Origin of the sequence: uncultured Ellagibacter sp. (genome assembly GCF_934636505.1) — a bacterium.
In the GTDB taxonomy this organism is placed as follows: Bacteria; Actinomycetota; Coriobacteriia; order Coriobacteriales; family Eggerthellaceae; genus Ellagibacter.
In genome coordinates this window covers 27,474-50,254 of record NZ_CAKUAL010000007.1, presented here as the reverse complement: position 1 = coordinate 50,254, position 22,781 = coordinate 27,474, and the positions used below count along the sequence as shown (strand labels likewise).

At 61.9% G+C, this 22,781-nt stretch carries 21 protein-coding genes; 16 read left to right on the top strand and 5 right to left on the bottom strand.

The window, feature by feature from the left end; genetic code table 11:
• Positions 1-226 (bottom strand): hypothetical protein (locus tag Q0G18_RS01790; RefSeq protein WP_297148963.1); only part of this gene is annotated, 226 nt, incomplete at its 3' end.
• Between the two features lie 34 nt (positions 227-260).
• On the opposite strand from Q0G18_RS01790, the gene Q0G18_RS01785 reads away from it, so the two are divergent.
• The 3 genes from Q0G18_RS01785 (at position 261) to holA (ending at position 4,347) form a co-directional block, all read left to right on the top strand.
• A complete protein-coding gene (locus Q0G18_RS01785) occupies positions 261-920 on the top strand; it encodes a ComEA family DNA-binding protein (RefSeq protein WP_297148961.1) in 660 nt (219 codons plus the stop codon).
• A 124-nt stretch (positions 921-1,044) separates the two neighbouring features.
• Positions 1,045-3,327: a DNA internalization-related competence protein ComEC/Rec2 gene (locus Q0G18_RS01780; RefSeq protein WP_297148960.1), complete on the top strand. Its 2,283-nt coding sequence runs from the start codon at positions 1,045-1,047 to the stop codon at positions 3,325-3,327.
• Positions 3,328-3,336: 9 nt separating this feature from the next.
• A complete protein-coding gene (gene holA, locus Q0G18_RS01775) occupies positions 3,337-4,347 on the top strand; it encodes a DNA polymerase III subunit delta (RefSeq protein ID WP_297148957.1) in 1,011 nt (336 codons plus the stop codon).
• 121 nt (positions 4,348-4,468) lie between these two features.
• Here holA and rpsT read toward each other — a convergent pair whose 3' ends face one another.
• Positions 4,469-4,969: a 30S ribosomal protein S20 gene (gene rpsT, locus Q0G18_RS01770; protein WP_158048512.1), complete on the bottom strand. Its 501-nt coding sequence runs from the start codon at positions 4,967-4,969 to the stop codon at positions 4,469-4,471.
• A gap of 372 nt (positions 4,970-5,341) precedes the next feature.
• Here rpsT and lepA point away from each other — a divergent pair, with 372 nt between their 5' ends.
• The 8 genes from lepA to Q0G18_RS01730 all read left to right on the top strand — a co-directional run bounded on the left by lepA (position 5,342) and on the right by Q0G18_RS01730 (position 13,905).
• On the top strand, positions 5,342-7,144 hold the full coding sequence (gene lepA / locus Q0G18_RS01765) for a translation elongation factor 4 (RefSeq protein ID WP_297148956.1): 1,803 nt from the start codon (positions 5,342-5,344) through the stop codon (positions 7,142-7,144).
• Between the two features lie 2 nt (positions 7,145-7,146).
• Positions 7,147-7,350 carry a hypothetical protein gene (locus Q0G18_RS01760; protein WP_297148955.1) on the top strand — a complete coding sequence of 68 codons (204 nt, stop codon included), beginning with the start codon at positions 7,147-7,149 and terminating at the stop codon, positions 7,348-7,350.
• A gap of 29 nt (positions 7,351-7,379) precedes the next feature.
• Positions 7,380-8,399, top strand: a complete 1,020-nt coding sequence (gene dusB, locus Q0G18_RS01755; protein ID WP_297148969.1) for a tRNA dihydrouridine synthase DusB — start codon at positions 7,380-7,382, stop codon at positions 8,397-8,399.
• Positions 8,399-9,508: a radical SAM family heme chaperone HemW gene (hemW, locus tag Q0G18_RS01750; RefSeq protein WP_297148953.1), complete on the top strand. Its 1,110-nt coding sequence runs from the start codon at positions 8,399-8,401 to the stop codon at positions 9,506-9,508. Before dusB ends, hemW begins: the two co-directional genes overlap by 1 nt.
• Before the next feature lie 135 nt (positions 9,509-9,643).
• On the top strand, positions 9,644-10,654 hold the full coding sequence (hrcA, locus tag Q0G18_RS01745; protein WP_297148951.1) for a heat-inducible transcriptional repressor HrcA: 1,011 nt from the start codon (positions 9,644-9,646) through the stop codon (positions 10,652-10,654).
• A gap of 54 nt (positions 10,655-10,708) precedes the next feature.
• Entirely contained in the window at positions 10,709-11,851 is a 1,143-nt protein-coding gene (dnaJ, locus tag Q0G18_RS01740; protein WP_297148949.1) for a molecular chaperone DnaJ, read from the top strand.
• 30 nt (positions 11,852-11,881) lie between these two features.
• Positions 11,882-12,676 carry an RsmE family RNA methyltransferase gene (locus Q0G18_RS01735; protein ID WP_297148948.1) on the top strand — a complete coding sequence of 265 codons (795 nt, stop codon included), beginning with the start codon at positions 11,882-11,884 and terminating at the stop codon, positions 12,674-12,676.
• Positions 12,673-13,905 carry a MiaB/RimO family radical SAM methylthiotransferase gene (locus Q0G18_RS01730; RefSeq protein WP_297148946.1) on the top strand — a complete coding sequence of 411 codons (1,233 nt, stop codon included), beginning with the start codon at positions 12,673-12,675 and terminating at the stop codon, positions 13,903-13,905. The genes Q0G18_RS01735 and Q0G18_RS01730 overlap by 4 nt, the downstream gene beginning before the upstream one ends.
• 128 nt (positions 13,906-14,033) lie before the next feature.
• Here the strand turns inward: Q0G18_RS01730 and Q0G18_RS01725 are convergent, their stop codons facing one another.
• The 3 genes from Q0G18_RS01725 to Q0G18_RS01715 all read right to left on the bottom strand — a co-directional run bounded on the left by Q0G18_RS01725 (position 14,034) and on the right by Q0G18_RS01715 (position 18,199).
• On the bottom strand, positions 14,034-16,562 hold the full coding sequence (locus Q0G18_RS01725; RefSeq protein ID WP_297148944.1) for a homocysteine S-methyltransferase family protein: 2,529 nt from the start codon (positions 16,560-16,562) through the stop codon (positions 14,034-14,036).
• Positions 16,555-17,244 (bottom strand): vitamin B12 dependent methionine synthase, encoded by a 690-nt coding sequence (locus Q0G18_RS01720; protein WP_297148942.1) that lies wholly within the window; start codon positions 17,242-17,244, stop codon positions 16,555-16,557. The genes Q0G18_RS01725 and Q0G18_RS01720 overlap by 8 nt, the downstream gene beginning before the upstream one ends.
• Before the next feature lie 85 nt (positions 17,245-17,329).
• Entirely contained in the window at positions 17,330-18,199 is an 870-nt protein-coding gene (locus Q0G18_RS01715; protein ID WP_297148940.1) for a methylenetetrahydrofolate reductase, read from the bottom strand.
• A gap of 80 nt (positions 18,200-18,279) precedes the next feature.
• Here Q0G18_RS01715 and Q0G18_RS01710 point away from each other — a divergent pair, with 80 nt between their 5' ends.
• From Q0G18_RS01710 to Q0G18_RS01690, 5 genes are all read left to right on the top strand, one after another.
• A complete protein-coding gene (locus Q0G18_RS01710) occupies positions 18,280-19,230 on the top strand; it encodes a PhoH family protein (protein WP_297148935.1) in 951 nt (316 codons plus the stop codon).
• 18 nt (positions 19,231-19,248) lie between these two features.
• Positions 19,249-19,779, top strand: coding sequence for an rRNA maturation RNase YbeY (ybeY, locus tag Q0G18_RS01705; protein WP_297148932.1), 531 nt, complete (start codon positions 19,249-19,251; stop codon positions 19,777-19,779).
• Positions 19,780-20,139, top strand: a complete 360-nt coding sequence (locus Q0G18_RS01700; protein ID WP_297148929.1) for a diacylglycerol kinase family protein — start codon at positions 19,780-19,782, stop codon at positions 20,137-20,139.
• Positions 20,140-20,141: 2 nt separating this feature from the next.
• Positions 20,142-21,047, top strand: coding sequence for a GTPase Era (gene era / locus Q0G18_RS01695; RefSeq protein WP_276995963.1), 906 nt, complete (start codon positions 20,142-20,144; stop codon positions 21,045-21,047).
• Positions 21,048-21,173: 126 nt separating this feature from the next.
• On the top strand, positions 21,174-22,778 hold the full coding sequence (locus Q0G18_RS01690; protein ID WP_297148927.1) for a PASTA domain-containing protein: 1,605 nt from the start codon (positions 21,174-21,176) through the stop codon (positions 22,776-22,778).
• Positions 22,779-22,781 lie beyond the last annotated feature (3 nt).

Here is a 22,781-nt window from a genome sequence, read left to right as displayed (position 1 = left end):
TGCCTATAAGCCGCGCAAGAAATCTTTGCACGACCTTATGACGGAGAACGACGGAGACTAACTGCAAACCCTGCCAGGTTTCTGCAAGGAATCTGGCAGGGTTTGCAGCATTTCGAGCGAGTTTCAGCAGAGGTTTTGCTTCTTTGGCGTTGCATTCCTGCCTAAAATGCGCGGATAAGGTAACGCGATTCGGGAAGCATTTGGGCAGGTAATCGCCAGGCTTCATCGCTATACTCCCTTACTCAATCGAAAGGGGAGCGATGAAGCGCCGCGACAAAATACCTTTTTCTGCGCCGAGCAAGCGCAAGCCGAAACCTGCAGTAGTTATCGGGATTGTTTCGCTAGCAGTAGCGATACTCTGTATTGCAGGCTCGCAGCTTGCCCATGCACTGCTGCCTGGTAGCGCGTTCTCAATCTCGAAAGCGCAGACAAGCACTTCGGAACCTATCGAAGATGCGTCCTCTGATGCGCCTGTTGTCGAGAAGACGATATTCGTACACGTTGAAGGAGCGGTTGCCGCCCCAGGGTTGTTCGAGCTTTCCGAGGGTTCGCGGGTGTACGACGCTATCCAAGCGGCTGGGGGATTTACTGAAGACGCGAGGCATGACGCGGTGAACCTTGCGCGCGTCTTGACTGACGGTGAACAGATCATCGTTCCCACCATTCAAACCGAGGGCGGTTCGGACGACACGCCCTCAACCGCGGCTTCACCTGGCACGGCGGCGGGGAAGGTCAACATCAACACCGCCGATGCAGCAACGCTCGACACGCTGCCCGGCATCGGTGCGTCGACCGCCGCTAAGATCGTCGCCGATCGCGAGGCGAACGGCCCCTTCAAAACCATCGAGGACCTAAAACGCGTCTCGGGAATTGGGGACAAGAAGTTTACCCAGCTCGAGGGGTGTATCACCGTTGGATAACGAGAGGTGGCGATTCGTTAAGGAGGCTGCTCACCGCCTCACGATGAGGGCGAGCGTTCTCGGCCAGCATTCGAGCGACGCCCTTGATGAGTCATGCCCCCAAGGCTCCGCAAAGCGTCCCTCGATGCCACCGCTTACGAACCTTGCGCTTGCGTTATGGGGCGCTTGCGCGGGAAGCTATACCCTGGGCTTTCACTGCGCGCGGGAGTTTTTAGTTCCTCTCATCGCCGCTGCATGCGTCGTTTTTGCCCTTGCGGTTTTCGCTCTCATGCGGGGCGCACCACCGACGCTTTTCGTTCTCGCTTTTGGGCTTGCAATCGGGTTCGCGCTCGGCTTCTCTGCCACGCTTGCCTACGAAACGAAGTCTGACCAGGCCATAGTTTCTCCTGTCCAGGAATGGTGCTTCACCGCCGCAGAAGACGCGAGGCAAGGCGATTTCAATGCCACGGTGCGCGCAGTGGCCAGATCCCAATCGAGCGGGGAAGAGCATACAGTAAATGTCACCCTGCCAAAAGGGGAAAGCGGCATATTCTACGGCGACTCGTTCAGCGCGACGTGTGCGCTTTCTCAGCCGAGGGAGGCCTCTGCCGAGCGGTTCTATCTTCAAGGCATCGATGCCGTGTCGTCGCCCGGGACGATTAAACGACTGGACGATTCGCGCTCCGTCGGGGGCATTCTCGCAAACGTGCGGAAATCGGCGATTGCGCTGTTCGATGGACAGGAGGACGCTGGTGCGCTCTGCCAGGCGCTCGTCTGCGGATATCGGGAGCAGCTGCGAGAGAGCGATCTGTACGCAGCATGCAAGACCGTGGGTGTGGCCCATCTCGTCGCAGTTTCCGGGGCCCACCTCTCCATCATGTGCGGGATGATCGCATCCGTGCTTCAGGTCGTTCGAACGCCGAGAAGGTTCTCCCTTGCGATACAGCTTGCTGTGCTTTCGATTTATCTGGTACTGACGGGAATGCCCATATCCGCACTCCGAGCTGCGGCAATGGCTGTCGTCGGCATGACGTCGTTCCTCGCACGCCGACGTCGAGCGACGCTCTCGGCGCTTGGCGCGTGCATTGTCGTGATCATTGCCATCTCCCCGCAATCGAGTGTGTCGATATCGTTTTTCCTTTCAGCGATGTCGACGCTAGGGATCATCGCGCTCATGCCGCTCATCTCATCATGGCTGTCAGCCGTCTCCATCGTGCGGCGGATAGCCGAGCCCCTAGCGCTCACGTTGGCCGCCATGGTGGGAACGACACCGTTTTCCGCGGCGCTCTTCTCGCAGTTGCCGCTCGTTTCCCCTGTTGCGAACCTTGTCGTCGCACCGCTCTTCACGCTTGCGCTCACCGTGAGCCTTGTAGGTTCCGTTGCCTCCTTAGCAGCTCCCGTCGTTGTGCCGCTCGCGCTACCCTTCGCGAACGGAGCTGCTTTCTTGCTTGCTCAAGCGATAACGATCTTCGCGGAGATTCCCTTTGCTTGCGTGCCGGTATCGCTTTCCGTGTCGTGGGGGCTTGCGCTCTCAATCGCGGGGCCGCTTCTGCTCTGGCTCTTATGGCCCCAGCTCACGGGCTCGACAATCTTCGCAATGGGGTCAGCAGCCTGCGCGTGCGCCATCGCGTTCGTTGTCGTTGTTCCTCTTCTCAGGCCAAGCGAGATCGTTATGCTCGACGTCGCGCAGGGGGACGCGTTCCTCTTGCGAAGCAAAGGGTCGGCAATCCTCATCGACACGGGAAACCACGACGCACTCCTCAAGGAAGCACTTGCGAGGCAGGGGGTCTTCCACCTAGACGCAGTGGTCATAAGCCACGCCGACGATGACCACTGCGGGTCGCTGCAGGCGCTTGACGGTGTCGTGGCAATCGATAGCGTGCTCGTGGCGCACGATGCCGTCACGTGCGACTGCGAGTCGTGCGAAAGCCTCATCAAGAGTGCGTCGTCGGTCGTGGGGAGTGCTAATGTTAAGCCCCTTGCTGTTGGGGATACCGTTACCTGCGGGGAGTTTTCCCTGAAGGTGATCTGGCCGCACAAGTTCAACGACGAAGGAGGCAATGCCGACAGCCTCTGCTTGCTAGCCTCTCTTGCGACGAGTGGGGGCACGTGGACGGCATTGTTCTGCGGCGACGCCGAATCCGAACAACTGAAAGAGATGATCGATGAGGGAACGTTGGGGGACATCGATATCTACAAAGTCGGTCACCACGGTTCGAAGGCGGCACTCACCGAGAGCGTCGTCAACATAATTCGCCCCGAGGTATCGCTCGTCAGCGTAGGGGAGGGCAATCGATACGGGCATCCTGCTGCGCAGACGCTTTCTCTTCTCGACAACGTTGGGTCGCACGTCTTCCGCACCGATGAGATGGGAGACGTTTCATGCGAATTCTCAAACGATAGCATCCGCGTTACCGCCCTGGGATAGAATGGCTGCATGACGCAAACAGCAAAGCAAAAACCACTCATTCCCGCCTATCTCATCGTAGGGGAGGACGCGCTCAAGCGCTCAACCGTGCTAAGGCGGCTCCGCGAGCGCCTCGCGCAATACGGCGATCTCTCTTTCAACTCCGACACCTTCGACGGCGAGACGGCGCTGGGGGCCGATATCGTATCGGCCTGCAACACCATGCCTTTCGCAAGCGAGAAGCGGCTGGTCTACGTGCGCGATGTCGACAAGCTGAAGAAGGCAGATTCGGAAGAGATTGTCGCCTACCTCGATTCCCCAAGTGACCAAACTGTACTTGCCCTTGAGGCAGAGAAGCTCGCGAAGAACACGCGCCTGTACAAGGCTGTCGCTGCAGTGGGGAAGAGCGCCGTCATCGAGTGCATCCCACTGAAGAAGAAGGAGCTGCCCCACACCGTTCGGTCGATGGCCGTCTCGCACGGGACGACGTTCACCGAAGGGGCTGCAAATGCCCTGGTCGAGCTAGTAGGCGAGAACACGGTGCATCTCGACAGTGAGATTGCGAAGATTGCCCTTGCGCATCGGGGGAACGACCCTGTTTCCGAGCATGAGGTGCGCTCGCTTGTAAGCCGCACGACTGAGGCAACTCCTTGGGAGTTCGTCGATGCCTTTGCTGCGCGCGACCTTAAGAAGTGTCTCATCTATCGCGCGAAGATGGAGTCGACCTCGCCCCATGCGCTCATTGCGATGTGTACTACCCGGCTGCGCGAAATCATGTGCGCGAAAGTCCTGGCAGAGCGGGGCAACCCCAATGCGCTTGCTTCAGCGCTGACTGAATACGCGAAAATTGCGAACCCCAAGGCCCGCCCGAAGCAGGCATGGCAGGTGAAGGGGCACAGCACCCTTGCGCGCCGATTCTCACGAGACGAGCTTCGCCGCGCGATCATCACCGCGCGCGATGCCGAGCGCGCCATGAAAAGCGGCGCCGATCCTGAAGCAGCATTCATGGACTGGGTCACTTCCGTCTGCGAAGGAAGATAGTCCCGCCGTCCACGACCAAGGGCAAACTACTCGACTCCCGTATCACCTCGATTCCCAAATAAAAAGGACCCTGAATTCTTGCGAACTCAGGGTCCTTCGAAAGTCACGTTAAGCGATTTGCTTATTCGGCAGCTTCCTCGGCCTCAGCAGCCTCGGCCTTGGCGGCCTCTTCGGCTTCCTTGGCCTTGCGAGCCTTAGCAGCAGCTTCTTCCTTGAGCTGCTTCTCGCGACGCTTGGCCTTCTCGGCGGAAGCGGCAGCGAGGGCGGCCTTGCGCTCGGCCTTCTTGGCAGCCTTCTTGTTGCCCGTGGCCTCCTGCTTCTTCGGCTCCGGCTTCACGTAAGCGGCGCGATCGGCGTCGGTCACGATGGTGTTGGCGAGCTGCATGACGCCGGACTTGCGGTTAGCAGCCTGGTTCTTGTGGATGATGCCCTTGGAGGCAGCCTTGTCGAGCAGGCGGCTCGCAGCGAGAGCGGCAGCGTAAGCCTCGGCACCGTTGCCGGCGGCAACAGCCTCGCGCACGCGGCGAACTGCGGTCTTCAGCTCGGACTTGCAAGCCTTGTTGCGCTGATGCGCCTTCTCGTTGGTGATGTTGCGCTTCTTCTGGCTCTTGATGTTTGCCATGTTCGTTCCTTTCCTAAAACAACTGATAGTCCGCGCACGCAGCACGACACGTTGCTGGAAAAGTGTTGGAAGGCAAGATTGACACGCGAGACGAAGAAACCGCAAAGATGCGCGTCTCGCATAGGAAACAGTCAGGATTTCTCTGTCTCGCAGGCCAATCGGCCGTCCAGCACAAGCGCTTTCCCTGTTGCAGCCGTGTCTGCGGATTCGCCGATGAATATCATCATGCGAACGCTTGCTGGATACGCAATGCGATAGAATAGCAAACGCTTGCGCCAATTGCACGTAGTTTTTAGTGAATTGCGCCATTTTCAGGTGCAAACGTATACATTGAACACAAATACTGCAAGAGATAAGGACCTATCGATCGTCATGACCGACCCCTCGCATATCAGGAACTTCTCCATCATCGCCCATATCGACCACGGGAAATCGACGCTTTCTGACCGCATCCTCGAGATGACGGGCACCATCGCCGAGCGCGACATGCAAGCCCAGCTCCTCGACACGATGGACATCGAGCGCGAGCGTGGCATCACGATCAAAAGCCAGGCCGTGCGCGTGAGCTACCAGGCCGACGACGGCGAGGAATACCAGTTCAACCTTATCGACACCCCCGGCCACGTCGACTTCACCTACGAGGTAAGCCGCTCTTTGGCTGCATGCGAGGGCGCGGTGCTCGTGGTCGACGCGACCCAGGGCGTTGAGGCGCAGACGGTCGCGAACGCCATGATGGCGATGAACGCGAACCTCGAGATCATCCCGCTTATCAACAAGATCGACCTGCCCTCGGCCGACCCCGAGCGCGTTCGCGCTGAAATAGAGGACGCGCTTGCGATCCCCGCAGACGACGCGGTGCTCGCTTCGGGAAAGACGGGCGTCGGCGTGCACGACCTGCTTGAAGCCGTGGTCTACAACATCCCCGCGCCAAAAGGCGACGCGAACGCCCCGCTGCGCGCGCTCATCTTCGACAGCTACTTCGACCCGTACCGCGGCGTCGTGGCACTTGTCCGCATTGTTGACGGCTCCATGAGGAAAGGCCAGCGCCTGCGCCTCATGGCGTCGGGCAAGGACATCCTGGCCGAGGAGGTGGGCGCGCGCCATCCCGTCGAGGAGCCGCTGCCCGAGCTTGGCGTCGGCGAGGTTGGCTACCTGGTCACGGGGCTTAAGGATCTTGTCCACGTGAAGGTCGGCGACACGATCACGCTTGCGGAAGGCGGCGTCGACAACCCGCTGCCCGGCTATCGCGAGGCCAAGCCTATGGTCTACACGGGCCTGTTCCCCATCGAGTCTGACCAATACGAGCCCCTGAAGGAGGCCCTCGAGAAACTCTCGCTCAACGATCCCGCGCTATTGTGGGAACCCGAAAAGTCCCACGCGCTCGGCTTCGGCTTCCGCGTCGGCTTTTTGGGGCTTTTGCACATGGAGGTCGTGAAGGAGCGCCTCGAGCGCGAGTTCAACCTCGATTTGCTCGCGACCGCGCCCTCGGTGGAATACCACGTCTTCAAGCAGGGCGGGGAAATGATGAGCCTGCATTCACCGCAGGAAATGCCCGACCCCGGCGAGATCGAGCATATTGAGGAACCTTATCTTAAGGCGAAGATCCTCATTCCGCCCGATTACGTCGGCGCCGTCATGGACCTCACTGTAGCACGCCGCGGCACGTTCGTCACGATGAACTACCTCTCGCAGAACACTGTCGAGATGCTTTGGGAGATCCCCCTCTCCGAGCTCATCATGGACTACTTCGACAAGCTGAAATCGAACACGAAGGGCTACGCGTCGCTCGACTACGACTTCGCCGGCTACAAGCCCTCGCAGCTCGTGAAGCTCGACATCCTGCTCTCCGGTAAGCCGATCGACGCGCTGTCGTTCATCGTCCACAAGGACAAGGCCTACGACCGCGGGCGCGTGCTCACCGAAAAGCTGAAGGAAATCATCCCGCGCCAGATGTTCGAGGTGCCCATTCAGGCAGCCATCGGCGGACGCGTGCTCGCTCGCGAGACGGTGAAGGCGAAGCGCAAGGACGTTCTCGCGAAATGCTACGGCGGCGACATCTCGCGCAAGCGCAAGCTGCTCGAGAAGCAGAAGCAGGGCAAGAAGCGTATGAAGGCCATCGGTAACGTGGAGGTCCCGCAAGAGGCGTTCATGGCGATCCTTAAGGTTGACGATTAACCATGTCGAGAAGAGATAAAGAATCCTACAACTGGTTAGACGACCCCTTCGACGAGAAGAAAGCGGCTGCCGAGCGCGAGCGCATGAATGCGAAGGGGGCTTTCCCCGTAGCCGGATGCCTCATCGTGGGAGTTGTCGCCTTGATTCTCGTCGTGGCGCTCTTCGTCATGGGCGCCCTTACGCTCGGCACGCTTGCGAGCGCTTAATAGCAACGACGTTTTGAGAGATTCGCATGATGCATGATTTCTTCGCCGAGCATCGGCTGCTCCTCGCGCCGATGGCGGGAGTGACCGACGAGGCGTTCCGCGCGCTTTGCCGCGAGCAGGGAGCCTCGCTTGCATATACCGAGATGGTTTCAGCGAAGGGCCTTTCTTTCGCAAACGAGAAGACGCGCCACCTGCTGCGCCTCGCTCCGGGGGAGGACCTCGTGGCCGTGCAGCTGTTCGGGCACGAGCCCGCCGTCATGGCCGAGCAGGCCGCGTGGATCGAGCAGACGATGGGCGACTCACTCGCGTACCTCGACATCAACATGGGCTGCCCCGCGCGCAAAATCGTGACGAAAGGCGACGGCTCGGCGCTCATGTGCGACCCTGCGCTCGCCGCATCCATCGTGTCGGCGGTGCGCGGCGCCGTGAAACATCCCGTCACGGTGAAGTTCCGCCGCGGTTTTAAGATGGGGGAGGAGACGGCCCCCGAGTTCGCCCGCCGAATGGAAGACGCGGGGGCGTGCGCCGTCACTGTGCACGGGCGCTTCTCCGAGCAGCTCTACCGCGGGAGCGCCGACTGGGACGTCATCGCGAAGGTCAAGCGCGGCGTCGCCATCCCCGTCGTGGGGAACGGGGACGTGCGCTGCGGCACCGATGCGGTCGCCCTGCGCGAGAAGACGAGCTGCGACGCGATCATGATCGGACGCGGGGCCGAAGGCAACCCCTGGGTATTCGCCCAGGTGAAAGCTGCACTCGCGGGCGAGGAAGAACCCGTGCGGCCCAACACTGCCGAGCGTCTTGCCATGGCGCGCCGCCACGCCCACCTGCTCGCCGAGCGGGAGGGGCGCAACATCGTTCGGATGCGCAAGCACGCGATGTGGTACATGGCGGGCCTTCCCGGAGCTGCGACCGCGCGCGGGAAGATCAACGCCTGCGTCACGCCGGAAGATTTCGACAAGGTGTTCGACGAGCTGCTCGCCTTCGCAGCAGCGCACGAAAGCGCGCACGAGCCTGCCTCGGGCGCTGCCCTGAACAAGGAGGCCAACTGATGCCGCACGATCCCTACCGCGCTCTCTATCTGCACCTGCCTTTCTGCGTGAAGCGCTGCGCGTACTGCGATTTCACCACGTTGGCCGTTGCGGCGGACGACCCTCGCATCGACTCCTACGTGGAAGACCTCTGCCTTGCGATCCGCCGCAAGTCGAAGGAAGGCGAGCTTGCAGCGGTCGAGTCGGTGTATCTGGGCGGGGGCACCCCGAGCCATATCGGGATGTCGCGGCTGTCCATGCTGCTCTACACACTCTCGACGTCGATGCGCCTCGAGCCCGACGTGGAATGCTCGATGGAGGCGAACCCCGAAAGCCTCACTCCGAACATGGTCCGCGACATCTGGGCTCTTGGGGTGAACAGGCTCTCCATTGGCGTGCAGAGCTTCGATGACACGGTGCTTGAAACCATCGGGCGCGCCCACGACGCGCAGGCTGCCTGCCGCGCTATCGAGGCGGCACATGAGCGATTCGCCAACGTGAGCTGCGATCTTATGTGCGGAATCCCTGGGCAGAGCGCGGAATCCTTCGAGCAAAGCGTCTCTCGCGTTATCGAGCTCGGAGTCTCTCACGTGAGCGTCTACCCGCTCACCATCGAACCGCATACTCCTTTCGACCGCATGATGCTCTCAGGTGAGATGCCCGAGCCCGACGACGACGTTGAGGCTGAGCAGATGGAAATCGCGCAATCGCTTCTTACCGCCGCGGGCTTCGAGCGATACGAGGTTGCAAGCTACGCGAAGCCGGGCTTCGCATGCCGCCACAACATCGCCTACTGGACGGGCGTGCCGTATTTGGGAATCGGCACTTCGGCGGCGACCATGACGCAGAACAGCGAGCGGCGGATGCGCGTGACCGACGGTTCGGTAACTGACGATTTGAACGCCGCGCAGATGGTCGCCGAGGACCTTATGCTCGGCATGCGCATGACGCGCGGCGTCTCCGAGGAGAAGATTGCCGAGGCCAGGCTCATGCTCCCGCGCCTCGACGAGACAATCGGCGAGCTTGTCGAGGAGGGCCTTGCAGCTTGGAGCGAGGGCCGCTTGCGCCCGACCGAGCGGGGATGGCTTCTCGGAAACGAGCTCTACGGCGCGCTTTTCGACCTCGCATAAGCCTCTGCGCACACGAGTCCTGTGATGCATCTATCAAGATATGGCGCACCTTGCCAAATTCTTTAGCACTCGAAGGCATCGGCTGCTAGAATGGCTCTTTGGCATGGCAGACATCGAGATGAAAGGGGTGAAGTCATGCTCTCAGATAGAAGGCAGCGCGTTCTCGCGGCGCTCATCGAGGAATACGTGGCGCGCGCTTTGCCCGTCGGGTCTCGAACACTCACCGAGCGCTACAAGCTCGGCGTGAGCCCTGCCACCGTCCGAAACGAGCTTTCGATCCTCGAAGACGAAGGCTATATCGCGCAGCCCCATACTTCCGCGGGTCGCATCCCGACCGATTTCGGGTATCGCACCTTCGTGGACGATTTGCTGGCAAATGATTCGCTTCCTGACGAGGAGCGCTACCGAGCGGTCGCCGAGGACCTGCGCAAAAGCGCCTCGGAACTCGATTCGCTCCTCGAGCAAACCTCGAGCGCGCTTGCAAGGCTTACCGATTGCCTCTCGATCGTCCTCGCGCCGACGGTCCTTGAGACGCGCATCAAGCAGATCACGCTCGTGAGCCTTACGGCGTTTCGCGCTATCTGTGTTGTCGTGACCGAAGACGGCAACGTCTTCAACCGCCAAATGGACTTCACCATCCCCGTCGGCAGCGACGAGCTTTCGCGCATCCAAGTCCTGCTCAGCAAGGCACTTTGCGGGAAATCGCTCTCCGACGTGGAACGCGGCCTGTCGTTTGGCATGAAGCGCGCCTTCTCCGATCCGCTCGTGCGCGCAGTGCTCGACGAGGTGCTCTCCTGCATCCAGGAAGGGCAGACGGGGCGCACTCACCAGCTCGGTATGAGCGCGCTTCTCGCGCAGCCCGAGTTCTCGCATACCGACGCGGTGCTGCCACTTGTGCAGGTGCTCGAGGATGACACGGTGCTTCTGCATATCCTCGACGACCTGACGAGCACCGATGAGGACCTCTCCGTGCAGATCGGGAAGGAGAACAAGACCGAGGGCCTCTCGGGAGTGTCCGTCGTGGCGAGCCGCTACGGGCGCGGAGAGGCGGAAGGTGTCGTCGCCGTCATCGGACCGACGCGAATGGATTATTCGAAGGTTATCCAAGCCGTGCGCGCAGCAAGCGCGGCGCTTGGTGAATCGTAGTGAACTGTGCGGCTTTGACGAGCCGCTGACGAGAGTAGTTGAGAAAGGCAAGAGATGGCCAAGGACCTGTATGAGATTCTCGGCGTGTCGAAGGACGCGTCCGACGCCGAGATCAAGAAAGCGTTTCGTCGCCGTGCGCGCGAGCTGCACCCCGACGTGAACAAAGCTGCCGACGCTGAGGACCAGTTCAAGGAACTCAACGAGGCATACGATGTCCTCTCCGACCCCAACAAGCGCGCGCAATACGACCGCTTCGGCACCATTCCCGGCGCCGCGGGCGGCGGATACGGCGGGGGATCGGGATACGTCGACTTCGACGACCTGTTCGGCGGCGGCTTCGGCGGCATGGGCGACATCTTCTCGTCGTTCTTCGGCGGACAAGGCGGCCAGGGCGGGCGGCCCGCGCGCAAGGAAGGCCGCGACATGGGCGTCGGCCTGCGTATCACGCTCGAAGAGGTCGCACGCGGCGTCGAGAAGGAAATCGTCTACGATCGCCTCGCACCGTGCCCCGACTGCAAGGGGACGGGCCTCGGCGAGAACGGCAAGGTCGTCACCTGCCCCGAATGCGGCGGCAAGGGGCGCGTCGTCAGCGTTCAGCGCACGTTTTTGGGCGACATGCAGACGGCCACAACCTGCAAGAAGTGCAACGGCACTGGCTCGTCGATCGAGAACCCCTGCCCCGAATGCGAAGGTCAGGGCCGCGTCCCCGATCGCCAGCGCGTCACGGTGAAGGTGCCTGCGGGTATCCGCGACGGCCAGCAGCTGCGCGTGGGCGGCTTCGGCGAAGCGGGCATCCAGGGAGCGCAGGCGGGCGATCTCATCGTCACCTGCCGCGTCCAGCCGCACGAGTTCTTCGAACGTGACGGCGACGACTTGCATGGGCGTGCGAACGTGTCCTTCATTCAGGCGATCCTCGGTGCCGAAATCGAGATCGACGGCATCATGCCCGACGAGAAGGTGCAGGTCCGCATCCCCGCGGGTTGCCAAAACGAGCAGGTCGTTCGCGTGAAGGGCTTCGGCATGCCGCGCCTGAAGAGCGACATCCGCGGGAACATGTACGTCCATGTGAACGTCGTCATTCCCGAGAAGATCACGAAGAAGCAGCGCGAACTGCTCGAGAAGCTCGCAGACGAGATGGGCGAAGAGGTCGCAGCGCCTCGAAGCCCGCTGCAAAAGCTGCGCGACGCCTTCAACTAGCGCATCTGAAGGGTAAGGTTGCAAACACCCATGTCACTGCCACGTTTCTTCCTTGAGGAACAGGTCATCGCCGACGAGCCGCAAGAGGTCTTCCCCTTGCGGTTCGCGCGCGATGACGCCAAGCACGCCAAGGTTTTGCGCTTGGCCCCGGGCGAGCATATCGCGGTCGTCGACGCGGCTCAGGATTACTTCGAATGCGAGATTGCATCCTTTGACGATGATTTCCCCCTCGTGCGCATCACGCGCCACGAGGACGCGACCGACGACGGCCCGCTCGTGATGCTCGTGCAAGGGCTTGCCAAGGGCGAGAAGATGGATTCGGTCATCCGCCATGCAACCGAGCTCGGAGTGGCGGCATTCATGCCCCTGATCTGCGAGCGCTCCATCGTGAAGCTCGACGCGAAGAAAACGAGGACCCGCCTTGACCGATGGTGCTCCATCGCGAAGAGCGCCGCGATGCAGTCGGGCCAGCCGCGCATCCCCGAGGTGCTCGAGCCCCGGAGCGCGAAGGAGGCAGCGTCCGAGCTTGCAGAGGCGACCGCCGTGCTCATCTGTTGGGAGGAGGCTCCCCAAACTGCTTCGCTTGCGCAAGCGATCGAGCGGGGGCTTTCGGAGTGCACCTGCGCCCGCGGCGATGCGCGCATCGCCGTCGTGGTCGGGCCTGAAGGTGGGCTCACTGAGCGCGAGGTTGGTTTCTTTCTGGACGCGAACCCTCGCGCTTCGCTTGTCAGCTTGGGCGCATCTATTCTCCGCACGGAGACGGCGGGCGTCGTAGCCCCTGCCCTTACCTTGTATGAGCTGGGAAAGCTTGGAGGCACTCGATGAAGTATGCCGTCGTCAACCTCGGCTGCAAGGTCAACCGCGTCGAGTCGGACGCCTTCGCGTCTTCCCTCGATGCCCACGGCGCGACAAGCTGCGACGCGACCGACGCCGACCTCATCGTGGTGAACACGTGCACGGTTACGGGCGAGGCCGAGAAGAAGACTCGCAAGGCCGTGCGAGGAGCGCTGCGCGCGAACGGCCGCGCGACCGTCGTCGTCACCGGATGCGCCGCCGCCATCGACAAGGACACCTTCCTTGCAATGGACCCTCGCGTGCGCGTCATGGGGAAAGCCGAGCTTGCATCCTCAATCGATGCCGGCGCTTGGGGACTCGACGCCGCGGCGCACGGGCCCGCGCTTCCCGTTGGAGAGGGCTATCGTACCCGTGTGGGCGTGAAGGTCCAGGACGGCTGCAACAATGCCTGCACCTACTGCGTCGTGCACGTTGCACGTGGGAAGGCGACCAGCGTGGATCCTTGCGAGGTCGTGCGCCAATGCCGCGCGCTTGCGGGCGCCGGCGTGAAAGAAATCGTCCTTACCGGGATAAACCTCGGCTCCTACCGTTGGCGTGACGAGGAGACGGGAGAGGCGGCAGGGCTCGCCGACCTTCTGCGGATGCTCCTCGAAGAGACGGCCGACCTGCACGAAGAAGAGGAATGCCCCGTGCGCTTCCGCGTTTCGAGCGTCGAGCCGCGCGACGTGCACGACGATCTGGTCGAGGTGCTCGCAACGGCAGGCGGACGCGTCTGCCGACATCTTCACCTTCCCCTGCAATCGGGCAACTCGAAGGTGCTGCGCGAGATGCATCGTCCCTACAGCGCCGAGCATTTCGAGGCCATCGTCGCTAACCTGTACAATCGCGTTCCCGAGCTGTCTCTGTCGACCGATATCATCTGCGGCTTCCCCGGCGAGACGGAAGCGGAGTTCGAGGACACGCTCCGCGTCGCCCGTACCTGCCGGTTCTCGAAGATTCATGTGTTCCCGTACTCGAAGCGCGAGGGAACGCCTGCTGCGGCGCGCATCGACCAAGTACCTCCCGGCGTGAAGGCTGACCGCGCCCAGCGGCTGCGCGATTTGGGAGACCTGCTGCGCGACAAGGAGCGCGAGGCCCGCAAGGGCACACGCGAGCTCGCCATCGTCGAGGAAGAGGGAATTGCCCTCACGGAGAGCTACTTCGAGGTCCCTGTGCCAAAGAACGCGAAGGCGGGCGAGATGATCGAGGTCACGCTCTAGCTGGGGTTTCCCGCTGTGCAAGACGAACGTTCGCCGAAGTAATATTGCCTCAAAACTAAAGGAGCCTTCCTTTTCCCAAGCACGAGAAAGGGAAGGCTCCTTCGCATTGCACGACGCAGCAGCGCCTCTTACAAGCCGATGCTCGCGAAATACTCTTCCGCATAGCGCGCCGAATCGGCCGCGTCCTTGCTGTAGTGGTCGGCGTGGATCTGCGCGGCGTATTCGGGCGTGAGCACGGCACCGCCGACGAACACCGAGCACCCCGGCACTTCGCAATGCAGCAGCTCGATCGTCTCCTCCATCGCCTTCACGGTCGTCGTCATGAGGGCAGATAGGCCGACGAGGCGGACGTTCTGCTCGCGCACGACGCGCAAAATCTCGCTCGGATCAACGTCGCGCCCCAGGTCAATGACACGGTACCCGTAATTCTCAAGCAGCATCTTCACGATGTTCTTGCCAATGTCGTGGATGTCACCCTTCACGGTCGCGACGACAATCGCGCGCCCGTCGTCGATGGCGGTACCTGATTCGCCCATATGCTCGCGCACGACGTCGAAGCCTGCCTTCACGGCCTCAGCCGATGCCATGAGCTGGGGCAAAAAGAACTCGCCTGCATCGAATTTCTTGCCAACGACATCGAGTGCGGGGATGAATGCCCCGTTCACGACGTCGAGCGCATCGCAGGACGCAAGAAGCTTCTCGGTCATTTCTCCCATAGGGCCCTTACGGCCTGACATGATGAGATTGACAACCTGCTCGATCTCGCCCGATGCATGCGCGAGCGACTCCGGTATAGCGATCGGGCAAGCGGCGTCGGTTGGCTTCGCGGGCTGCGGCTGCGGAAGGGTTCCCGCCTGCGCCGCCGCCGTGCCTACGGGCGCCGTGTAGGGGTCGGGCGCGTTCGCGTAGTCCTCGATGTAGCGCACCGCGCCCGCGTCCTGCATGTTTAAGACGCGGAAGGCGTGCACCGTGTCCATATAGCGCGCCGAAGAGGGGTTAAGGATTGGGAAGTCGAGCCCGCAGCCGAGAGCAGCCGCTAGAAACGTGCTGTTCAGGAGCGCGCGCTGCGGGATGCCGAAGCTCACGTTGGACACGCCGAGCACCGTGCGCACCCCGAGGCGCTCTTTGACAAGCGATACTGCCTTCACGATTTCCATCGCTTCGCTCTGATTTGTGGCGACTGCCATGACGAGGCAGTCGATTACGATGTCCTCGCGGGGGATGCCGATGCGCTCGGCTTCGGCGACGATCTTCTCGGCAACGGCAAAACGGCCCTCGGCTGTAGGCGGGATACCCGACTCGTCAAGAGCGAGCCCGATGACCGCACAGCCGTACTTCTTGGCGAGCGGCAACACGGCGTCGAGGCTCTCGCGCTTGCCGTTTACGGAATTGATCAGCGGCTTTCCTGCGTAGCTGCGGACCACGCGCTCGATGGCGTCAGGGTTGCTCGAGTCGATGACGAGCGGCAGCGTCACCGTGGCCGAGAGCTTTTCGACGACGGCGGAGAGCATGGCAGGCTCATCGAGCTCGGGAAGGCCAACGTTCACGTCGAGCACATCGGCGCCTGAGTTTCTCTGCGTGACCGCTTCGCCGATGACGTAGTCCAGATCGCCCGAGCGAAGCGCGGCTTTAAGCTTCTTCTTGCCCGTGGGGTTGATACGCTCACCGATGACGGCAACAGCGTGTTTTCCCTTTTCAAGCACAACCGCTTCCTGGGCGCTCGTAAGAACGCAGGCAGGCTTGAAGGCACGCGGCGTCGGCTTTTCGCGGCGGGCGAGCTCTTTTGAGAGCAGCTCAATCGAACGCGGGCTCGTCCCGCAGCAGCCACCGACGATGCTCGCGCCAGCATCGAGCAGAGGGCCCATTGCGCGCGCGAACTCCTCGGGGCCGACGTCGAAGACGGTCTCGCCGTTTTGCATATGGGGCAGGCCGGCATTGGGCTGCGCCATGAGCGGGCAGCGCACACGAGACGCCATGGCGTGCGCGGCACCGACAAGCTCGGCCGGACCGAGCGAGCAGTTAAAGCCGACCGCCTGCGCGCCGAGCGAGCTTAAGACCTCCGCCGCGATCTCGGGCGTAGTGCCAAGAAACGTTCGGCCGTCTTCCCCGAACGTCATCGTGACGAACACCGGCAGCGTCGAGTTCTCGCGCGCCGCGAGCAGGGCTGCCTTCGCCTCGCGCAGATCGGCCATCGTCTCGATGAGGATGATGTCGCATCCCGCGGCGACGGCTGCGCGCACCTGTTCGGCGAAGATGCCGTACGCCTCGTCGAAGGAAAGCGTGCCCATCGGCTCGAGCAGCGAGCCCGTCGGGCCGATGTCGCCCGCAATGTAGGGCGCACCGGCGGCTCGCGCGCAATCGGCCGCCAGCTGATACGCCTCCTCGACGCTCATCTTGTCGCCGAGCTTCAGACGGTTCGCGCTGAACGTGTTGGTCGTGATAACCTCGGCGCCCGCCGCGATATAAGCTGTATGGATCGCCGCGATATCGTGCGCATGCGTCTTGCAGAGCAGCTCGGGGACGGCTTCGAGCGCATCGAGGCCCCGCTCCTGCATCTGCGTTCCCATGGCGCCGTCGACGAGCAGGTACTCCTGCCCCTCGAGCGCACGCCTTAAGTGTTCGTCTTTGATGGTAAGGCCGCTCAAATCGCTAGCCATGGCATGTTCTCCCTTGCTTTCGTATCGTGCACACCTGTCCGAGCGAGCACGTAGCGCAGCTTCGCCTCACGCCTGCCGCGCGCGTCCCAGGCTCGAAAAGCCCGATTGCCGCCGTGATGCTCTTCGACGGCACGAGCAGAAAACTATCGGTGCAGCTCACCGCCAAGCGGCCCGGTGCGCCGAGCGCCCGCAGCAGGGCAGGCTGCATCGAGAGCGGAGCATCGCCATAACCTGGGCTGAAGCGCCAGTTGGTGCGAAGCCCCGCCTCGCTCGCTTTTTCAACCACCCGAGCTTCAACGCGGTTCGCGCATGCCTCCACGAGTGCCGAAGCGCAGGCGCTGTAGAAGAGCGCCTCAGTCGGGCTCGTCGCCTGATAGCGGGCGAGCGCGCGCTCGGATGCCATTCCCGCCGTACAGGAAAGCAGCACCACGCCAGCAGCACCTTCCATATGCGCCGCCATGCTCACACCGGCAAGGCGGGCGGGCGCCCCCGAAAGATACACCCCCGCGCCTTCTCCATCAGGCACATTGCGCTCGATGGCGAACGCCGCCCACGAGTAGGCGGGCGAAAGCGTCTCCTCGCACTCTTTCGCTATCGCGTCGAAGCGGGCAGCAAGCTCGCAATCGAGTTCCTGGTCGCCGTAGCCCAGGTACCCGAGCGCCTCATCGCGATCGAGGCGCAAAGACCCCTTTGCTGGGGCACAGGGAAACGACCCACTCCTCGGCTTCCCATTGAGAAAGCCTGCGAAGCGCAAATCGGTTTCGCCTCTAGCCGGCACAGCGTATCGCCTCGGTGCAGGCGCGGGCGATGTCGGGGTGGTTCATCGTATAAACATGAAGGCCGTCCGCGCCGTGCTCCTTTAGGTCGATAAGCTGCTTGCAGGCGTACTCGATGCCCGCCGCACGAAGGCTCGCGGGGTCGTCCTCGTAGCGCGCGAGCAGCTTGATAATGGGGCTCGGAAGCGAGGCGCCGCACATGAACACCATGCGCTGGATCTGCTGCTTGCTCAAAAACGGCATGATGCCGCAGGTAATCGGGGCGTAGATGCGAGCGGAGGTGCATCGTTCGCGGAAACGGTAGAAGAAATCGTTGTCGAAGAACAACTGCGTCACGAGGAAACTCGCTCCCGCATCAACTTTCTCCTTCAGATGTTCGATGTTGACCTTCGGGTCGATGCAGTCGATGTGCCCCTCGGGATACGCCGCAGCGCCCACGCAGAAGCCAGCGTCGGCAAGTGTGGGGATAAGGTCCTTCGCGAAGCGGAACTCAGTGGGCTCGACCCCTGCAGGGATGTCGCCGCGCAGCGCGAGCACGTTCTCGATGTTGTGCGCACGCAAATCTTCGATGGAGGCCGCAATCGAAGACGCGGTCGCCCCGGCGCAGGTGAGATGCGCGACGCAGACCGTGTCGAAATCAGACTGGATAATCTCTGCCACATCGTTGGTGGAATGCTTGTTGCCGCCGCCGCCCGCCGAGTAGGTGACGGAGATGAAATCGGGGCCGAGGGGGGCGAGACCCCCCGCAACCTCGCGCGCGGTGCGGTGGTCCAGATCGCCCTTCGGCGGGAAGATCTCGAACGAGAGCGTTGGGCGCGAAGCGGCGCGCGATTCGTCGAACAGTTGCTTTATCGTGGTCATGATGGTTCCTTCTGCATCCAGTGATGTGGGGAATGTCGGGCATCAGGGTAACGTGTTGCCCGCATGCTACAATGGCAAGCATGACAGACAAAACGCAAATTACACTAACTGCACCGGCGAGCGTCGATTTGGCGCTTGTGGTCGGACCTGCGGACTCGACGCTGCGGGTCGTCGAATCGGCATTCGAGGCGAGCGTGACCGTGAGGGGCGACTCCATCATCCTCGCAGGCGATCAAAGCGAAGTGCAGTCGCTTACCGCGCTCTTCTCCGATTTCATCAAGGTCGCGGAACGGAGCGAGGAAGTAACCCCGGAATACGCCCTGCGCTCGATCGAGCTCCTTCGCAGCGCGGAGTTCTCGCCCCAGGCGCTGCGTGAGGACATTTTACTCACGTTTCGCGGGCGGGCCATCAGGCCGAAGACGGCGGGCCAGAAGCGCTACGTCGACGCCATCCGCTCCCACACCATCACGTTCGGGCTCGGCCCCGCGGGAACGGGCAAAACCTATCTCGCCATGGCGATGGCCGTCGCCGCTCTCAAGCGCAAGGAGGTTGGGCGCATCATCCTGACCAGGCCCATCGTTGAGGCGGGGGAGAACCTCGGCTTTTTGCCGGGCACGATCAACGAGAAGGTCGACCCCTATATCCGCCCGCTCTACGACGCGCTTTTCGACATGACCGACATGGAGCGCGCCAACGACCTTATCGACAGCGGGGTCATCGAGATCGCTCCGCTCGCCTTCATGCGCGGGCGCACGCTCAACGACAGCTTCATCATCCTCGACGAGGCGCAAAACACCACGCCCGAGCAGATGAAGATGTTCCTGACCAGGCTCGGCTTCAACTCGAAGATGATCATCACCGGCGATTTGACACAGCGGGACCTTCCGGGGTCGCGCTCTGGGCTTGCCGACGCCGAACGAGTCCTCAAAGACATCGACGACGTGTCGTTTTGCCGCCTTTCGGGCAAAGACGTCGTGCGCCACTCGCTCGTGGCCGCGATCGTCGCCGCCTACGATAAGGCTGACGCTTAAAGCGGCAAGGAGGTTTCCATGAACATCGAAGTAAACTGCGAATACAAAGAGGACCTCGTCGCGAGCGTCCCCGTAACCGAGCTTGCCGACTTCGTGCTCTCCCAAGAGGACTGCCCGCAAAACGCCGAGGTCTCGATAAGCTTCATCGACGACGTTGAGATGGCCCGCCTCAACGAGGAATTCCGCGGAAAGACCGGCCCCACCGACGTCCTCTCGTTCGAATGCGATGGGCTCGACGACGAGATGGGCGGAGAGTGCGATGAAATCCCTGAGATGCCCTTCGAGCTCGGAGACGTGATCGTCGCGGTCGACGTCGCCGAGCGGCAGACCGAGCAGTTCGGCACCACCTTCGAAGGCGAGCTTAGCGTCCTTCTTGTCCACGGCCTTTTACACCTGTGCGGTTACGATCACATCGAAGACGACGAGGCCGAAGTCATGGAGTCGCGCGAGGCGGAGCTTCTTCGCGGTTGGGCGCGCAAGCGAGGGCTCGAGCTTTCCATCTTCGGCGAGATGAACGGTCCGGGAGCGCTCGTGAGGGGAGAGCACTAGATGACCCAATCGCTCCCTCACGCTTTCAAATGCGCAGCCGAGGGCGTCGCGTTCGCCTTCAAGCAGCGGAACATGCGCATAGACTCCGGTTTCGCCGTTGCCGCCGTTGCGCTCGGGTTCGCCCTGCGTATCGACGCCCCCTCGTGGCTCGCCATCGTTATCTGCATCGGCGCGGTCATGGCGGCTGAGACCGCGAACACCGCGATCGAAGCCGTCGTTGACCTGGTGTCACCTGAATACCACGTGCTCGCGAAGCACGCCAAAGACTGCGCGGCGGGAGCAGCTCTCATCCTCGCTGCGGCGTCGGTTGTCGTCGCCGCTATCGTTTTCGTCCCCAAGATCGGAGAATTGCTGTGCTAGGAATGCAAAAAGAAGGCTTCAAGTCGGGTTTCGCCACCCTTGTCGGACGTCCGAACGCGGGCAAGTCGACGCTTCTGAACGCCATCATGGGCAAGAAGATCGCCATCACCTCCTCGACCGCCCAAACGACCCGCCACCGCTTCCGCGCCGTCTTGACGCGCGACGATTTCCAGCTCATCCTCGTCGACACGCCGGGCATCCACAAGCCCCACGACGCCCTCGGAGAGGAGCTCAACGAGTCCGCGCTCAAGGGACTGCAAGACATCGACGTCGTTGCCATGGTGATCGACGCCTCCCAGCCAATCGGCCGCGGCGATGAATGGGTCGCCAAGCAGGTCGCCGCCTGCAAGGCGCGCCGCATCTGCGTGCTCTCCAAGACCGACATCGCGACACCCGAGCAAATCGCTGCCCAACGCGAGGCAGCAGAAGCCCTTATGACCTGGGACGCCATGGTGGCGCTCTCTGCGCGCAGCGGCGCGAACGTCGACGCATTCGTCGAGGAGGCCGTCTTCTTCCTGCCCGAAGGACCCGCATGGTTCCCGCCCGACATGCAGACCGACCAGCCGATGGAAGTCGTGATCGCCGAGTTTATCCGCGAGAAGATCCTGCGCTCGTTCCACGATGAGGTGCCGCACTCGATCGGCGTCGCCGTCGATAACATGCAGTACGAAAAGAAGAAGGACCTTCAGCGCATCTTCGCCACTATCTACGTCGAGCGCGACAGCCAAAAAGGCATGATTATCGGGAAAAAGGGCGCTGCGATCAAGCGCATCGGCAGCGAGGCACGAGCCGATCTCGAGCAGCTGCTCGGCTGCCGCGTGTTCCTCGATTTGAACGTAAAGGTGAAGAAGAACTGGCGTCGTGACGCCACGCAGATTCGCCGATTCGGCTACGGCGAGGGCGCTTAATTCTCGCCGCCTTCGCTTTGTGCAGGTATTGTCGCGTATCGGACGGAGTGCGCAGCGACGCCGATATACCGACGTCCGTTCAGCTACAATAACGCAGATGAGACGTTTGAACGGGAGAATGCGCGCATGATGATCTGCCCTCATTGCCAAAGCGAAAATCGCGAAGGAGCTAAATTCTGCAATGAATGTGGGAGCCCTCTGCTCTCGTGTGCCGACAAAACACAGGTCATCGACGCGGTGGCCCTCGGCGATGCGCAGGAGCTCGATGGGCGCAAAGAGGCGGATGATGCTGACAAGACGCAGGTCATCGACGCCGCTACGCCCCTGAATGCTAAGGACCCGAAGGCGTCTGGTGTCGATGAGACTAACTCCTTCAAACTCGTCGACGAAGACGACTCCGATTCCATCGACGATGCTGCAGAATTGCAAGATATCGAGGAAGCAGAAGACGAGGAGCTCGGGAAAACCCCCGACGAGCAGGCGGCCTCGCATGACGCAATCGACGATGCCGAACGCGAGGCACTCGATGAGGCCCTGCCGCGCATCGACATTGCTCAATCCGGCGGAAGCGATTCGCTCGCCAGCGAGCAGACGCGCAAGATCGACCTGAACGCGGCGAATACCGTCGACCTTTCGGGCTTCGAGCGGCTTGTCGACTCGAGTTATGTTCCGCCTGCGCGCTCGTGGCGCTCCGGCGACACGATGGAGCTTCCCAAAATCGAGGGAGAGCCCGCGCCTGCCCAGAAGAAATACGAGTCGCCCGACGCCGAGAAGGAAGCGAAGGAACGCAAGGCTGCCCGCAGAACCCGCGCGATCGTTGCGGTCGTCGTTGTGGCCATCCTCGCCGCCGCGGCAATCGGCGTCACTTATTCGCTGGAACTTTGGGGAGGAAAGACCGTGCCCGATGTGACGGGGGAGGCCCAGGCTGACGCGATCTGGCTCCTCGAGAGCAAGGGATTCGCCGTCGACACGTCGCAGGTAAAATCGGACGAAGTCGAGGGCATCGTTCTCATCACCGACCCCGCTGCAGGTTCGCGCGTTCCCAGCGGCACCACGGTGAACGTCTCCATTGCGACCCCGCGTGCCGTCCCCGACATCGTGGGGAGCACTCAAGATGAGGCGAAGGCCGCCTTTGAGAAAGAGGGCCTTGGCAACGTCACGTTCAAGACAGTGAAATCCGACGAGGCCGAGGGCACCGTGCTCGAAGTCGAGCCCCAAGCAGGAACGAAGGTGAAGTCGGCGACGGCCGTGACCGTCACGGTTGCCGAGTCCTACGTTGTGCCTGACGTCACAGGCAAATCGCAGGACGACGCCACCGCCGCGCTCAAGGAAGCGGGCTTTGCCGTCGAGGTCGCAACCAAGTATTCCGAAGACAGCTCCGAGGGCACGGTGCTTTCCACCGATCCCGCCGCGGAGACCAAGCTGAAATCGGGCTCCACCGTGACGATTACCGTGTCGAAATCACGCGAGAAGGAGCTCGTGTCCGAAACCTACGCCTTATTCGGTAAGGGCGCAACCGTTGTCATGGACGGCATTAACTACGAGGTGGTCTCCTGCGACAGCGTGAACTACGAGGGCGATGGGGTCGTGAGCTACACAATCACCGCCAAGAAGTTCGAGAACACGCTGCTTTTCGGCACGATTTACGGCTCGGCGGAGCAGAAGTCGGGCACCATCAAGTGGAACTCGGACAACAGCATCGCCTCCAGCAAACCATCGCTTAAGAAGTAGCGC